This is a genomic window from Nonomuraea maritima, from assembly GCF_900100395.1.
GTDB lineage: Bacteria > Actinomycetota > Actinomycetes > Streptosporangiales > Streptosporangiaceae > Nonomuraea > Nonomuraea maritima.
Genome location: NZ_FNFB01000033.1, coordinates 1 through 14,360, shown reverse-complemented (window position 1 = coordinate 14,360; position 14,360 = coordinate 1). Strand labels below are relative to the sequence as shown.

Genomic DNA, 14,360 nt, shown 5'->3' with positions numbered 1-14,360 from the left:
AGACGCGGCGGTGCACCTCTGCCCGTACCTCGCGCTTCCCCAGGCCGCACCACCTGCGGCTCCTCCACGACACATCGAACGAGCACCTGGAACGAGCGATTGGACGGCCACGACGTGACCGAGCAAGGTGACCGCGACACGGGGCTGAACGTCATCGACCTCAACGCAGACCTCGGAGAGGGCTTCGGCCGGTGGACCCTCACCGACGACGAGGCCCTGCTCGACGTCGTGACGAGCGCCAACGTCGCCTGCGGCTTCCACGCCGGCGACCCCTCGATCATGCGGCGGGTCTGCGCCCTCGCGGCCGAGCGTGGCGTGCGCATCGGCGCGCAGGTGTCCTACCGCGACCTCGCCGGGTTCGGGCGCCGGACGATCGACATGGCGCCCGACGAGCTCGCCGACGAGGTGACGTACCAGATCGGCGCGCTCGACGTGTTCGCCCGCGCGGCCGGCTCCCGGGTCTCCTACGTCAAGCCGCACGGAGCTCTCTACAACCGCGTGGTCACCGACGAGGACCAGGCCGCCGCCGTCATCGAGGGCATCCGCCGGGCCGACCCGTCGCTGCCCGTCCTCGGCCTGCCCGGCTCCGCGCTGCACCGCGCCGCCGTGGCCGCCGGCTCGCCGACGGTCCAGGAGGCCTTCGCCGACCGCGCCTACACGGCCGCGGGCACTCTGGTCTCGCGCCGCGAGCCCGGAGCCGTCCGCCACGACGAGGACGAGGTCGTGGCCCGCTCGGTACGGATGGCGGTGGAGCACGTCGTCGTCGCGGCCACCGGCGAACCCGTGCCCGTCGCGGCCCGGTCCCTGTGCGTCCACGGCGACACGCCGTCGGCGGCCCTCCTGGCCCGCCGCATCCGCGCGGCGCTGACCGAGGCCGGCGTCTCCGTGGAGCCCTTCGCGTGAAGGTGATGAAGGTGGGCACGCGTGCCCTGCTGGTGGAGGTCGGTTCCGACGCCGAGGTGCAGTCCCTGCACGCCGAGGTGCTCCGGCGGCGCGCCGCCGGGGCGATGCCCACCGTCGGCGAGATCGTCCCGGCCGCCCGCACCGTCCTCCTCGACGGCCTCGACGACCCGGCCGCGCTCGCCCGCGACATCGCCGGCTGGCACGTCACCGAGCAGGCGGCGGACGAGGGAGCCCTGGTCGAGGTGCCCACCCGGTACGACGGGGCCGACCTCGCTGGCGTCGCCGCGCACTGGCAGGTGTCCGAGGACGACGTGGTGAAGATCCACTCCTCCGCGGAGTTCCGGGTCGCCTTCTGCGGCTTCGCCCCCGGCTTCGGCTACCTGACCGGGCTGCCGGAGCGCTACGACGTGCCGCGGCTCGCCACGCCCCGCTCGTCCGTGCCCGCCGGGTCGGTCGCGCTGGCCGGGAAGTACACCGGCGTCTACCCGCGCTCGTCGCCGGGCGGCTGGCAGCTCATCGGCCGTACCGACCTGGTGCTGTGGGACCCGGCGCGCGAGCCGGCCGCGCTGTTCACCCCGGGTACGCGGGTACGTTTCGTGCCCGTCGACCGATGATCGAGGTCGTCCGGGCGGGGGCGCTGACCACCGTCCAGGACCTCGGACGACACGGCCTGGCCCACCTCGGCATCCCGCGCTCGGGCGCGCTCGACGAACCGGCGCACCGGCTCGCCAACCGCCTCGTCGGCAACCCTGAGTCGGCCGCCACCCTGGAGACGACGCTCACCGGCATCGCGGTACGGCCGCACGTGGCGACCACCGTGGCCGTCACCGGCGCCCCCGCCCCCGTACGGGTCGGCGGCCGCCCTGCCGCCTGGGGCGCGCCCGTCCACGTTCCCGCGGGCGCGGTGCTCGACGTCGGCACGGCCACCCACGGGGTACGCAGTTACGTCGCCTTCTCCGGCGGCGTCGACGTCGCCCCCGTCCTCGGCAGCCGCGCCACCGATCTGCTCGCCGGCCTCGGTCCGGCGCCGCTGTCCGGCGGCGACCGGCTGCCGCTCGGCACGCCCGCCCCGCGTCCCTGCCCGGTGGACACGGCCCCGCTGTCGGCGCCCGCGCGCGACCTCGTGCTCCGGCTCGTCCTCGGTCCCCGGCACGACTGGTTCACCGAGGCCGCGCTGGCCGGCCTGCCCAGGGCCCGCTTCCAGGTGGCCACCGCCAGCAACCGGATCGCGCTGCGCACCGAAGGGCACTCGCTCGAACGCGCCGTCCATCGGGAGCTGCCGAGCGAGGGGCTGGTGCTCGGCAGCGTGCAGGTGCCGCCCGACGGCCGTCCGCTGGTGTTCCTCGCCGACCATCCGACCACGGGCGGCTACCCGGTCATCGGCGTCGTGCCCGCCCCCGACCTCGCCGCCGCGGCCCAGGCCCGCCCCGGAACGAACGTAAGGTTCGTCCCGGTCGCCTAGGAGAGCGGGTTGGCGGCCATCCGGGTCGCGAGGTCGTTGCGGACGGATGCGGCGGCGGCGCAGTCGGGCTTGCGCCTCGCCTGGTCCTCGAACGACGCCAGGAACTCCGCGCCGAATGTCAGCCTCGGATAGCGGGCGAGCACGTCCGCCCGTACGTCGGCCGGGAACTGGTCGGCGTGCCGTCCGACGATCTCCCAGCTGGTGGCGACCTGCAGCAGGTGCGCCTCAGGGTCGGCGGCCGCGGACACGTCGTCGCGCATGTGCAGCACGATGATCTCCTCGGCCCGCGCGGCCCGCTCCTGCGGCCAGCCGGCCGCCGTGCCGAACACCCAGGCCAGCCGCCCGCCCGCCGTCTCGAACGGCACCGTGTGACTGTCGAACGACTCCGTCAGCCCCATGTCGTGCAGCAGCGCCGCGACGTAGAGCAGCTCCTCGTCGTGGGCGATGCCGTGCGCCTCGCCGTACGTCGCCGCCCACAGGTAGGAGCGGACGCAGTGGTTGAGCAGCGCGGGCGAGCAGAACCGCCCGACCACGGACATCGCCGCCGCAGCGGCCGGGGTCTCCGGAAACATGAACCCCAGTCTCACCCACCCCACACTCTCCACCTCCGCTCCCGAGCGCGTGTCACGCCAGGAACGACTGTCGTGGTTCCATGGGGAAGGACCCGCTTTCGATCGCTCCTTCGACGAGTCCGTCACTCGCCAGGGCCGTGTCCCCGTGGCGTACGAACGAATCAGGAGTGCCACGTGTCCCTTTCCTCCTCGCCGACCGGCGCCGACGTGGTCACCGAACGGCTCGTGCTGCGTCTGTGGCCCCCCGCCGACATCGCCGCGGTCGTCGGCGGCCTGCGGCTCGCGCACTGGGCGCGGGACTTCCCGTCCGCCGCCGACCGGCGCATCTCCGGCTTCGTCGCCGAACGCCCCGAAGCCATGTACGTGTACGGCCAGCGCCAGATCGTCGAGCGGGACACCGGTCTGGCGGTCGGCGCGATCGGGCTGTTCTGGCCGCCCGACGACGGCGTCATCGAGGTCGGGTACGGCATCGTGGAGTCGCGGCGCGGGCGCGGGTACGCCACGGAGGCCACCAGGGCGATGACCGCGTTCGGGCTGACCGCTCCGGGCGTGGACGAGGTGTTCGCCGACGTGGAGCTGGCGAACGTGGCCTCCGTACGCGTCCTGGAGAAGGCCGGGCTGCGGCGCGTGCGCTGCGACGGCACGACGGCCACGTACACCGCCAGGAGGCGGTGACCCCCGCCGGCCGCGAATCCCGGCACGGACGGGCAAGAGGCGTGGCACGCACGGAGAACCGGCGACTGCGCGCCCGTGCCATGCTCATGCAGGAGCGATCGAACGGGAATTGACCTCACGAGTCAGAAACCGGCCGGACCACACCTCGCACAGCCCGGATGACCGGCGGCGGCCACCCGGACCCGGGCCCCCTCATCTCCTTCGCCTCTTCCTCCACGACTGCCTCGGCACCCACGAGATCCAGAAAGGAGGTGAACAGCCATGACCGAAACGATCATGAAGTTCGGTGACCGGCTCCTGGAGAACTTCGTCCCCAGGATGACGGCCCACGCGTCCGGCCCCTGCCAGTGCGTGCGCTACTGCTGCGTCCGCTTCAGTTCCACGCTGGGCCTGACCGGAACCTACATCGAACACTGTTTCAGCGGCTCGGCATGCACGGGCTGCAGGGTCACCAGCACCCCGCAGAGCTGCTAGCAGCACCCGATCCCGTGCGCCTGCCCGTCCGACGCGCGATCTTCGAGGGAGGTGATGACCGATGATGCAAGTGATCATGAGGTTCGGCGACAGGCTGCTGGAACGGCTGGTCCCCAGGATGACGGCCCTCGCGTCCGGCCCCTGCCAGTGTGTGCGCAGTTGCTGCATGAAGGACGGCGGCCTGCCCGCCCTGCGCGGCACGTACATCGAGCACTGTTTCAGCGGCTCGGCATGCACGGGCTGCAGGTTGACCGGCGGTTACTGCTGACCGGTGAAGGCACGACGCCGCCGTGCGCCGTCACGGGCACGGCGGCCCCCGAACGACCGGCCGGCCGGATTCGCGCTGGGAGTACGCGTGGAATACCTAGCTTTCGGATGTCAACTGCTCGTCGCCCTCGTCTTCGCCGTCTCCGTCGCGAGCAAGCTCAGGGGCGACCGGCGGGAGTTCGTGGAGTCGACGCGCAAGCTGCTGGGCGCCCTCCTCCCGTCGGGGCGGGCCTCGACGGCCGCCGCCAGGATCGTCGCCCCGGTCGTCGTGGCCGCCGAGGCGGCCGTGGTGGTGCTGCTGATCCCCGCGCCGTCCGTGGCGCTGGCTCTCGCGGGCCTGCTCCTGGCCGCGTTCGGCGTGGCCATCGCGCTGGCGCTGCGCCGGGGCGTGGCCGCCCCCTGCCGGTGCTTCGGCGGGTCGGCGCGGCTGAGCGGGTGGCATCTCGTACGCAACGCACTGCTTCTCGGCGCGGTCGCCGCGGGGCTGACGCTCGACCCCGGCCCGTTCGGCGCGGCCGAGGCCGCCGGGCTGGCGGTCACGGCAGGCGCGGCGCTCGCGGCGGCCGTGGTGGTCATACGTCTCGAAGAACTCGGCGAACTGTTCGGCCCGAGGCTGTCGTAGCCGTCGGGGTGCTGGAAGGGAGCATGCAATGGCCGTGATGTGGGCCGCCATCGTCCTGGTCGGGGCGGTGTGCGCACTGGATCTTGTCCTGACCCTCGGGGTCGTCCGCCGCCTGAAGGAACACACCGCCCATCTGGAGCGTCTGCTGCAGGGCGGGCCGGCGGGAGCGGCGCTGGAGGGCACGCTGCCGACGGTGGGAGCCACCGTCGGGGAGTTCACCGCGACCACCCTCGACGGGGAGGAGATCGCGCGGAGTTCCCTGTCGGGTGAGACGCTCGTGGCGTTCTTCAGTCCCGGCTGCGCGCCCTGTGTGGAGAAGCTGCCGGGCTTCCTGGCCCACGCCCGCGAGCGCATCGGGGGCCGCAGCCTGATCCTCGCGATCGTGGCGCCCGGCGAGCCGGCCGCGACGGCGGAGATGACCGCCGAACTACGGCAGGTGGCGACGGTCGTCGTGGACGAGGACTTCTCCGACGGGGTCGCCAACGCCTTCTCCGTCACCGAGTACCCCGCGTTCTGCCTGGTCGACAGCGAGGGGACGGTCCTCGCGGTCGAGCGGGACGTCGCCAGGCTCGCGGCGCCCGCAGAGAGATGACGGCGCCCGACCACCGCCCGCTGGCGGCCGGGATGGTCCGGGCGATCGCTCTCGCCTGCCGGTCGGCTCCCTCCGCCATGGCCTGCTACCTGGCCCTCACCCTGCTGACGGCCGCGTTCCCTGTGGCGATCGCCTGGCTGACCAAGCTGACGCTCGACACCGTCGTGACGGCCGCCTCCGTCTCGGCGGTGGCCGGGCTGGTGGCCGGCCTCGCGGCGGCCGGCCTGGCGAACGCGGCAGTCCCGTACGCGACCCAGTACCTGCGGGGGGAGATCGACCGCAAGGTGGGGCTCGCGGCGCAGGACGAGCTGTTCACCGCCCTCGACCGCACCGTCGGCGTGAGCCGGCTGGAGGACCCCGCCTACCTGGACCGCCTGCGGCTCGCCCAGCAGAGCGCGAGCTCCCCCGGCAGGATGGTCGACTGCGTCCTCGGATTCGTCCGCGGCCTGCTCACCCTCGCCGGGTTCGTCGGTTCGCTGCTGGTGATCAACGCGATGATCACCGTCATCGTGCTGGCGGCCGGGGTGCCCGCCCTGACGATGTCCGTACGGCTCTCGCGGCTCAGGGCGGCGATGCTGCTGTCGATCAGCCCGACCGAGCGCCGCGAGTTCTTCTACGCCGACCTCCTGACCAGTGTGAACGCGGCCAGGGAGGTGCGGCTGTTCGGGCTCGGCGGCTTCCTGCGCGGGCGGATGCTCGCCGACCGCGTGGCCGCCAACGACGCCCGCCGCCGGCTCGACCGGCGTGAGCAGTCGGTCCAGGCGGCGCTCGCGACGCTGTCGGCGGCGGTGTCGGGCGCCGGTCTGGCCTGGACGGTGTTCGCGGCCGTCCAGGGACAGCTCACCGTGGGCGACGTGTCCATGTTCGTGGCCGCCGTGATGGGCGTGCAGGGCGCGGTCGACTCCGTGGTGGACGCGATCGCCGGCGGCCACCAGCAGCTCATGATGTTCGGCCACTACGCGGCGGTGGTGGACGACGGTCCCGACCTGCCGACCTCGGCGCGGCGGCGCGCCGGCACGCCGCTGCGCCACGGCATCGAGCTGCGCGACGTGTGGTTCCGCTACAGCGACGGCCATCCGTGGGTGCTGCGCGGCGTGAACTTGTTCCTCCCCGCGGGGACGACGCTCGCCCTCGTCGGCCACAACGGCTCGGGCAAGAGCACGATCGTGAAGCTGATCTGCCGCTTCTACGACCCCACGAAGGGCGCGGTCCTGTGGGACGGCGTCGACATCAGGGACATGGACCCCGCCGACCTGCGCGAGCGCATCGGCGCGGTGTTCCAGGACTTCATGGCGTACGACTTCAGCGCCGCCGACAACGTCGCCCTCGGCGACCTCACCGCGCTCGGTGACCGCGACCGCATCGAGCGGGCCGCCGCCACGGCGGGCGTGCACGAGACCCTTCGCGGGCTGCCTCTCGGTTACGACACCCTGCTCACCCGGCTGTTCTTCAGCGGCTCGGGCGACGACGACGCGCAGACCGGGGTGGTGCTGTCCGGCGGCCAGTGGCAGCGCGTGGCCCTGGCCCGGGCGTTCCTGCGCCGCTCCCGCGATCTCATGATCCTCGACGAGCCGAGCGCGGGGCTCGACGCGGAGGCCGAGCACGACATCCACACCCGGCTGCGGATGATCCGCTCCGGCCGTACCAGCCTGCTCATCTCGCACCGGCTCGGGGCCGTCCGCGACGCCGACCTCATCGTCATGCTCGACGGCGGAGCCGTGCTGGAGCGGGGCACCCACGACGAACTCATCGCCGCCGGCGGGACGTACGCGCGGATGTTCCGGCTCCAGGCCCAGGGGTACGGCGAGACCGCCGCGCGCCGACCGGAGGGGTTCCCCCGGTGAGCGTCCTCATCGTGGCCCTGGCGGTGTGCGCGGTGGCGGTCGCGGGCGCGGTCGTGTGGCTGCGGACCCGCTACGTCATGGTGTCCGTGTCGGGTACGAGCATGGAGCCCGCCTACCGCTCGGGCGACCGCGTCTGGGTCCGCCGCGCCCGGGTGCGCTCGGTGCGGCCCGGCCAGGTGGTGGTGGTCAGGCTCAGCTATCCCCCGTCGTGGAACCTCGCGGTCAAGGATCCCTGGAGCATCAAACGCGTCACCGCCGCCCCCGGCGACCCGGTGCCGAGGGACGGCTTCGACGCGCTCGCGCACGTTCCCGAGGCGACCGTCCCGGCCGGCTGCCTCGTCGTCGTGGGTGACAACGCCGCCGACTCCTACGACTCCCGCCACTGCGGGTACGTCCCCGGCGACCGGCTGCTCGGCGTCGTGGTCCGCCGCACGGGGGCCGGCTGACCGCCTCGGCCCGTTCAGTCGTCCCGGACCGGCCGCTCCTCCTGCGCCTGCCGCCGGTACGCCGCCGGAGTGACGCCGAAGGCCCTGCGGAAGGTCCGGTTGAAGTGCGAGTCGTTCGGGAAACCCCAGCGGGCGGCGATGGCGTTGATCGGCATGCCGTCCAGCAGGGGGTCGGCGAGTGCGCGCCGGCAGCGTTCCAGCCGGCGCCGGCGGATCCAGCCGCCGACGGTGTGTCCCTCCTGCTGGAACAGCCGGTGCAACTGCCGCACGGAGATGTGGTGGGCGGCGGCGATGGCGGCGGGCGACAGGTCGGCCTGTGCCAGCTGTTGCTCGACGAACGCCCGGATCTGCAGGCCGAGCGTCCTGCCGGGGTCGGTCATGGACGGCGTGGGGTCGGCCTCCATCTCGTGGGCGAGCGCGGCGATGACCAGGTCGAGGATGATGCCGCGCAGCCGGGCCGCGTCGGCGGCCGACAGCTCGTCGCACCGGGTCACGAGCCCGCGCAGCACGTCACCGAGCAGCGCGGCGACGCCCTGCCGCCCGGCGATCCTGGCGGCCAGCAGGCGCCGGACCTGCGCGGCGGGGAACGGCAGGGCGTCATGCGGGATCTGCAGGATGAGCCCGTCCGAGCCGGCCTGGTGCCGCCCCTTCGCCGAGCCGCTCCCCGTCCACGCCTTGAAGGGCAAAGACGTGTCGTACAGCATCAGATCGGTCGGCGCGAGCAGCGTCTCACGGCCCTCCTGCCGTATCCCCGAGCTGCCGCGCAGCACGAGAGAGAGCTGGTAGGCCTCGGGATCCGAGCTGCGGATCCTGCTCCTGCTCCTGTGCGCCTCGAAGCCGGCGCATCTGACGCGGGACATCTGCACCGAACCCAAGTCGACCGTCGTCATCTCGGCCCAGAAGTCGGCTGCCCGGTCGCTGGAGGCGCTGACCGAGACCACCGACCGGGCGACGGCCTGCCACCAGAAGTCGAAGCGTTCCCAGACCGGCACGTCGTCGAGTCGTACCACCGATGTGATCACCGTCGCTCCCCGGGTCGAACGGTCGGCAGTGGCGGCGCAACGCCCGGGCCGCCTGTGGCGAGCGGGCCGCGAGCAGGAATGCGACACCGGCGCAGACGCGCCAGGCCGCCGCGCCACCGAGCATCTTTCCCAGCCGGCATGAGACAGCAACCCCTGACACGGGAGGAACATCGCGTATCCCACATTTCATGTTTTGGCGCACTCAGCAGTGACATAGCACCGCGAACAAATCGTCAGCTCGGGTGGTGGAGGGCCGCGGTGAGGGCGGCGAGGTGGGAGGCGACCGGGCCCAGGGTGAGCAGGCCGCTGCCCGCCCCGGCCAGCTCCGCCGCCGCGGGAGCGAGCTCGTCGTGGGCGCGCGCCATGGTGTCGTGGTCGCCGATCAGGACGGCCGCGCGGGCGGTCAGGCACCACAGCAGCTCGAACAGCAGGTCGCGGGGCGGCTCGGGGACGGCGCGCAGCGCCGCGGCGGCTTCCTCTGGCCGGTCGAGCGACAGCAGCACCAGCGGGCGGACCCACGGTTCGTACGGACCCCAGTCCTCGTGGTCGTCGATGGCGGCGGGCAGTCCGTGCCGAAGGCGCAGGCACAGGAGGGCGAGCGGCAGCAGACCCCGCTCCAGGCCGGGCATGCCCACCCCGGCCGTGCCCGCAGCCGCCTCCCGGTAGGCCGCCTCCACCTCGGCGAGCGGCGCCCCGCCGGTCGCGTCGAGGCGCAACGCCCGGTACCAGCGGGTGAACACGCCGACCAGCGGAAGCTCGTGCCGCTCGGCGAGGCGGTCGGCGGCGTCGGCGTGCCGGTCCGCCCGGGGGAAGTCCGCCGACGCGCCGAGGGCCTGGAGCCTGACGAGGTGACCGAGCACCTCGAAGGTGGCCAGGCCGTGCCGCTCGGACAGCGCGACGAGCTCGGCGCCGATCTCGGCCCGGCGGGGCGCCAGCCCGGCGCGGTGGAAGGTCTGCATGAAGACGCCGTTGAGGGCGAAGGCCAGCACGGTGTGATCGTTCAGGTCGCGGGCGATCCGTTCCGCCTGCCGGGCGGCCTGCGGTCCGCACGGTGACCGCAGGCCTCGTGACTCCACGGCGATCGTGGCCAGCAGCCGGGCCCGGGCGGCCTCGTGGCCCTCTGAGGGCAGGGCGAGCAGGGTGCGTTCGGCCGCCGCGACCACCTTTCCCGCCTGTTCCGGGTCGTCGAGACGGGTCCAGATCGCCGGGACGTCGTAGGCGCCGATCACCCGGGCGGTGAGTTCGGCGTCACCCAGCTCCTCGGCCGCGGCGACGGCCGCCACCCGGTGCTCACGTGCGGCTTGGAGCCCGCCGCCTCCCGTCACGGCGAGCCCGCGCAACAGGCCCACCGTCGACTCGAGCCGGGTACGGGCGCCGGAGGCGACCGTACGGTCGTAGGCGGCGGTCGCCTGCGCCCATACCCGAGCCGTCGTCTCACCGGAGCGCCCGGCCTCGGTCAGGCGGTCGGCGTGGTGGAGGATGTCCGCCTCCAGGCGGCGCAGTCCGGGGCCCGGGTCGACACCCATCCGCTCGACCAGGAGCGAACGCGCGCGCCGCAGCACGCCCAGGGCGTCGGCCTGGCGGCCCGACCGGTACAGCGCCAGGGCCAGGAGCCGCCACCCCTCCTCCCGCCAGGGGTGTTCGGCCACGTGCGCGTCCAGGTCCGGTACGGCCTCAGCGGCCAGGCCGAGACCCAGCCGGGCCTCGGCGCGGCGTTCGACCGCGTACAGCCGGAGTTCGGCCAGGCGGGAGCGCTCCGCGCGGGCCCACGGCTCGTCGGCGAAGTCGGCGTAGGCGGGTCCGCGCCACCGGCTCAGCGCTTCCTCCAGCCGTGGGAGCGCGGCGTCGGGCGAGAGCGCGGCCGCGCCGGCGACCGCGTGCTCGAAACGCCAGGCGTCGACCGCGTCCGGGGCGGCGTGCAGGGCGTATCCCGGCCCCACGGTGACCAGCAGGCGGGCCGGGGCCCGAGGCGGGCGGCGGGGTTCCAGGGCACGGCGGAGGGCGGCGACGAACGTGCGCACCGCGCCGACCGCGCCCGGCGGCGGGTCCTCCCACAGATCGTCGACCAGGCCGGTGACGGGAACGACACGGCCGCGCGCGACGATCAGCCGGGCGAGGACCGCGCGGTGCCGCGGCCCCCTCAACCTGACCAGGTCGCCGGCGTCGTCCCAGGCCACGACCGGTCCCAGCACTCCGAAGACGACCGCCATGCCGCTGCCCTCCCTCCCGGGCAACCACGCTAGCGCGCTCATCGGACGCTCATCCGGGCCGTACAGGCTGGTCGTGTCCGATCCCATCCAGAGGCGAAAGGAGCCACGACCTTGGCTCCCACCATTCCCGGCTTCGAGCGGCAGCGCGTCCCGGTCGCCGACGGCGTGACGCTGAGCGCCGCCGTCGCAGGCTCGGGCAGCCCGATCGTCCTGCTGCACGGCTTCCCGCAGACCCACGTGATGTGGCGGCACGTCGCCACCGATCTGGCCGCCGACCACACGGTGATCTGTCCCGACCTGCGCGGCTACGGCGCCAGCGACAAACCCGTGGAGAACGGCCCCGACACCTACGCCAAGCGGACCATGGCCGCTGACGTCGTCGCCCTGGCGCGCGCCCTGGGCCACGAGCGGTTCGCGCTGGCCGGCCATGACCGGGGCGCCCTCGTCGCCTTCCGCGCCGCCCTCGACCACCCCGCGACGATCAGCCATCTGGCCTGCCTGGACGTGCTGCCGACCCTGGACATGTGGGACGTGCTGCACGGCGCCGACGCGGCCGTCGCCTTCCACCTCTACCTGATGGCCCAGCCTCCAGGACTGCCCGAGCGGATGATCGCGGCGGCACCGGACGCCTTCTTCGGCCATTTCCTCGACCTGTGGACGGGCGACCCGCGCTCGATGCCCGCCGAGATCCGCGCCGCCTACCTGGACGCCTGCCGGGACGCGGTGCCCTCGATCGTCGCCGACTACCGCGCCTCGGCCGGCGTCGACGTGGCGCACGACCGGGCCTCCCGGCAGGCGGGTGAACGTCTGCGGATGCCGGTCACCGTCCTGCAGCAGGACTGGGGCACCGCCCTCGGGTACGACGCGGCGGCCGTGTGGCGTGCCTGGGCGCCCGATCTGACGCACGCCACCGTGACCTGCGGCCACTTCATGGCCGAAGAGGCGCCCGCGGACGTCACGAGGTTCCTGCGCGACCTGCTCGCTCGCTGACGGGCTCGTCAGGAGCGGAGGAGGTCGGCGGCGCGTTCGGCGATGGCGTAGACGGTGGCGTTGGTGTTGGCGGACGGGATCGAGGGGATCACCGAGCCGTCGGCCACGCGAAGGCCGTCGATGCCGTGCACCCGCAGGTCCGGGTCCACGACGGCGGCCTCGTCCTGCCCGATGCGGCACGTGCCGACCAGGTGGAAGTACGAGCTCGTCGAGCGCCTGGCGTACGCGCGCAGGGCGGCGTCGTCGGTGACGTCCTGGCCCGGGTGGAGCTCCTCGCCGCGCCACGGGTCCAGCGCGGCGGCGCGGCCGATCTCGCGGGCGAGGCGCAAGCCGGCGACGGCCGTGGCGAGGTCGTGCTCGTCGCCCAGGTGGTTCGGGTCGATCACGGGCCGGGCGCCCGGCTCGGCGCTCGACAGCCGGACCGTGCCGCGGCTGCGCGGAAGCATGGGCGAGACCGCGATGGTGTAGCCGTCCACGGCCACGCCGGGCGCGTACGGGATGTCGATGAAGAGGAGCTGCAGGTCGGGGCCGTCCGTGGCGAGGTGGCTGCGCACCATGCCGATCACCTCGCCGTGCGGGCCCCCCGTGGCCGGAACGGGCCGCGCCGCGGCGTACACGAGGGGGACGATCGCGTGGTCGTGCAGGTTGCCGCCGACCCCCGGCAGGTCGAGGACGACCTCGACGCCGACGTCCCGCAGGTGGGCGGCGGGCCCGATCCCCGACTGCATGAGCACCTGCGCGGACCCGACCGCGCCCGCGCAGAGCACGACCTCCCGCGAGCAGGCCGCGACGGAGACGCCCGCGTCGGTGCGGTACTCGACCCCGACGCACCGGCCGTTCTCGACCAGCACGCGGTGGACGAGCGCGCCGGTGACGACGTCGAGGTTGGGACGGTGCAGCACCGGCCTGAGGTAGGCGTCGGCGGCGCTCTGCCGCCTGCCGCCGACGACGTTCAGGTCGACGGCGCCGAACCCCTCCTCCTGGCCCCCGCTGACGTCGCCGGCCCGCCGGTGACCGGCCTGGACGGCGGCCTCCAGACCTGCCGCCGCCACGGGGTGGAGCGGGTCGGCGGACCGTACGGTCAGGGGGCCGCCCACGCCGCGCAGGGCGGGGTCGCGGCGGTCGGCGTTCTCGCTGCGCCTGAAGTACGGCAGCAGGTCGTCGAAGCCCCAGCCCTTCGCGCCGGCCCTGACCCAGGCGTCGTAGCTGGTGCGGTGTCCGCGCACGAACGCCATGGCGTTGATGCTGGACGATCCGCCGAGTCCGCGTCCGCGGCCCAGGGGTATCGACGTTCCGGTCGCGGCCTGCTCGACGGTGACGTCGCCCCAGTTCGCGGTGCTCTGCAGCAGTGTCGGCCACGCCGCGGGCACGGCCATGGCCTCGAGCGGCTCCGCGTTGCCTGCCTCCAGCAGCAGGACGCGCACGTCGCCGTCCTCGGAGAGCCGCGTGGCGAGCACGCAGCCCGCCGTACCCGCGCCTATGACGACGAAGTCGTACGTCTCTACAGATTGCATGAATCCCCCGTGTACGAGTCGCCCGCCCATGTCCCCTTGGCGGGCCCCGGCACGTCCGGCCAGATGGCCAGAACGGCGTAACAGCGATATCGCCCAAACCGTAACACAGGTACGTCAGTGCTCTGTCGACGTGTGGATGCGGCCCTCCGTCGTCGCCAGCGGACGTCCAGAACCGCCCCACCGCAGCTGGATCAACTCCGCGGCGATCGACACCGCCGTCTCCTCCGGCGTACGCGCCCCCAGGTCCAGCCCGATCGGCGAGCGCAGCCGCGCCAGCTCCTCCTCGCTCAACCCCGCCTCACGCAACCGCGCGAGCCGGTCCTCGTGCGTACGCCGCGACCCCATCGCCCCCACATAGCCCGCATCGGTACGCAACGCCACCTCCAGCAGCGGCACGTCGAACTTCGGGTCGTGGGTCAGCACGCAGATCACCGTGCGCTCGTCCACCTCGACCGAGGCCAGGTAGTCGTGCGGCCACCTCACCACCACCTCGTCGGCCTCGGGGAACCGCCGGGCCGTCGCGAAGATCGGCCGCGCGTCGCACACCGTGACGTGATAACCCAGGAACTTGCCCACCCTGGCCACCGCCGCGGCGAAGTCGATCGCCCCGAACACCAGCATCCGCGGCGGCGGCGCGAACGCCTGCACGAACACCGCCAGATCGTCCAACCGCCGCTCCCCCTGCGGCCCGTAACGCCGCAACCCCGTCACGCCCTGCGCCAGCATGCCGCGGGCGTCGTCGTCCACGGCGTCGTCCAGCCGAGCCA

Annotated in this window: 16 protein-coding genes; 11 read left to right on the top strand and 5 right to left on the bottom strand. The window is 73.6% G+C overall.

Going from position 1 to position 14,360, the window contains the following annotated elements; genetic code table 11:
• The first annotated feature begins 114 nt into the window (after window positions 1–114).
• Genes BLR04_RS33580 through BLR04_RS33570 form a run of 3 tightly spaced genes read left to right on the top strand, consistent with a single transcriptional unit; the run spans window position 115 to window position 2,365 of the window.
• Entirely contained in the window at window positions 115–903 is a 789-nt protein-coding gene (locus BLR04_RS33580) for a LamB/YcsF family protein (protein ID WP_245740820.1), read from the top strand.
• 5 nt (window positions 904–908) lie between these two features.
• On the top strand, window positions 909–1,517 hold the full coding sequence (gene pxpB / locus BLR04_RS33575; protein WP_176903414.1) for a 5-oxoprolinase subunit PxpB: 609 nt from the start codon (window positions 909–911) through the stop codon (window positions 1,515–1,517).
• Window positions 1,514–2,365, top strand: a complete 852-nt coding sequence (locus BLR04_RS33570; protein ID WP_090772940.1) for a 5-oxoprolinase subunit C family protein — start codon at window positions 1,514–1,516, stop codon at window positions 2,363–2,365. Before pxpB ends, BLR04_RS33570 begins: the two co-directional genes overlap by 4 nt.
• Here BLR04_RS33570 and BLR04_RS33565 read toward each other — a convergent pair.
• On the bottom strand, window positions 2,362–2,937 hold the full coding sequence (locus BLR04_RS33565) for an HD domain-containing protein (RefSeq protein WP_090772938.1): 576 nt from the start codon (window positions 2,935–2,937) through the stop codon (window positions 2,362–2,364). The genes BLR04_RS33570 and BLR04_RS33565 overlap by 4 nt on opposite strands.
• Window positions 2,938–3,111: 174 nt before the next feature.
• Here BLR04_RS33565 and BLR04_RS33560 point away from each other — a divergent pair, with 174 nt between their 5' ends.
• The 7 genes from BLR04_RS33560 to BLR04_RS33530 all read left to right on the top strand — a co-directional run bounded on the left by BLR04_RS33560 (window position 3,112) and on the right by BLR04_RS33530 (window position 7,857).
• On the top strand, window positions 3,112–3,612 hold the full coding sequence (locus tag BLR04_RS33560) for a GNAT family N-acetyltransferase (protein WP_090772936.1): 501 nt from the start codon (window positions 3,112–3,114) through the stop codon (window positions 3,610–3,612).
• A gap of 261 nt (window positions 3,613–3,873) precedes the next feature.
• Window positions 3,874–4,086, top strand: coding sequence for a hypothetical protein (locus BLR04_RS33555; RefSeq protein WP_090772935.1), 213 nt, complete (start codon window positions 3,874–3,876; stop codon window positions 4,084–4,086).
• 61 nt (window positions 4,087–4,147) lie between these two features.
• Window positions 4,148–4,354, top strand: a complete 207-nt coding sequence (locus BLR04_RS33550; protein WP_090772933.1) for a hypothetical protein — start codon at window positions 4,148–4,150, stop codon at window positions 4,352–4,354.
• A gap of 87 nt (window positions 4,355–4,441) precedes the next feature.
• Window positions 4,442–4,975, top strand: a complete 534-nt coding sequence (locus tag BLR04_RS33545; RefSeq protein WP_090772931.1) for a MauE/DoxX family redox-associated membrane protein — start codon at window positions 4,442–4,444, stop codon at window positions 4,973–4,975.
• 28 nt (window positions 4,976–5,003) lie between these two features.
• Window positions 5,004–5,567, top strand: coding sequence for a TlpA disulfide reductase family protein (locus tag BLR04_RS33540; RefSeq protein ID WP_090772929.1), 564 nt, complete (start codon window positions 5,004–5,006; stop codon window positions 5,565–5,567).
• Window positions 5,564–7,411: an ABC transporter ATP-binding protein gene (locus BLR04_RS33535; protein WP_090772927.1), complete on the top strand. Its 1,848-nt coding sequence runs from the start codon at window positions 5,564–5,566 to the stop codon at window positions 7,409–7,411. The genes BLR04_RS33540 and BLR04_RS33535 overlap by 4 nt, the downstream gene beginning before the upstream one ends.
• Window positions 7,408–7,857: a S26 family signal peptidase gene (locus tag BLR04_RS33530; RefSeq protein WP_218129266.1), complete on the top strand. Its 450-nt coding sequence runs from the start codon at window positions 7,408–7,410 to the stop codon at window positions 7,855–7,857. The genes BLR04_RS33535 and BLR04_RS33530 overlap by 4 nt, the downstream gene beginning before the upstream one ends.
• A 14-nt stretch (window positions 7,858–7,871) precedes the next feature.
• Here BLR04_RS33530 and BLR04_RS33525 read toward each other — a convergent pair whose 3' ends face one another.
• Both BLR04_RS33525 and BLR04_RS33520 read right to left on the bottom strand, forming a co-directional pair.
• Window positions 7,872–8,879, bottom strand: coding sequence for a helix-turn-helix domain-containing protein (locus tag BLR04_RS33525; protein WP_176903406.1), 1,008 nt, complete (start codon window positions 8,877–8,879; stop codon window positions 7,872–7,874).
• Window positions 8,880–9,112: 233 nt separating this feature from the next.
• Window positions 9,113–11,089: an AfsR/SARP family transcriptional regulator gene (locus BLR04_RS33520; RefSeq protein WP_090772923.1), complete on the bottom strand. Its 1,977-nt coding sequence runs from the start codon at window positions 11,087–11,089 to the stop codon at window positions 9,113–9,115.
• A 111-nt stretch (window positions 11,090–11,200) separates the two neighbouring features.
• On the opposite strand from BLR04_RS33520, the gene BLR04_RS33515 reads away from it, so the two are divergent.
• On the top strand, window positions 11,201–12,079 hold the full coding sequence (locus tag BLR04_RS33515; RefSeq protein WP_090772922.1) for an alpha/beta fold hydrolase: 879 nt from the start codon (window positions 11,201–11,203) through the stop codon (window positions 12,077–12,079).
• Window positions 12,080–12,087: 8 nt separating this feature from the next.
• Here the strand turns inward: BLR04_RS33515 and BLR04_RS33510 are convergent, their stop codons facing one another.
• Window positions 12,088–13,593 (bottom strand): GMC family oxidoreductase, encoded by a 1,506-nt coding sequence (locus BLR04_RS33510; RefSeq protein ID WP_090772920.1) that lies wholly within the window; start codon window positions 13,591–13,593, stop codon window positions 12,088–12,090.
• A 114-nt stretch (window positions 13,594–13,707) separates the two neighbouring features.
• On the bottom strand, window positions 13,708–14,360 hold a 653-nt coding region (locus tag BLR04_RS33505), incomplete at its 5' end, for an XdhC family protein (RefSeq protein ID WP_176903405.1).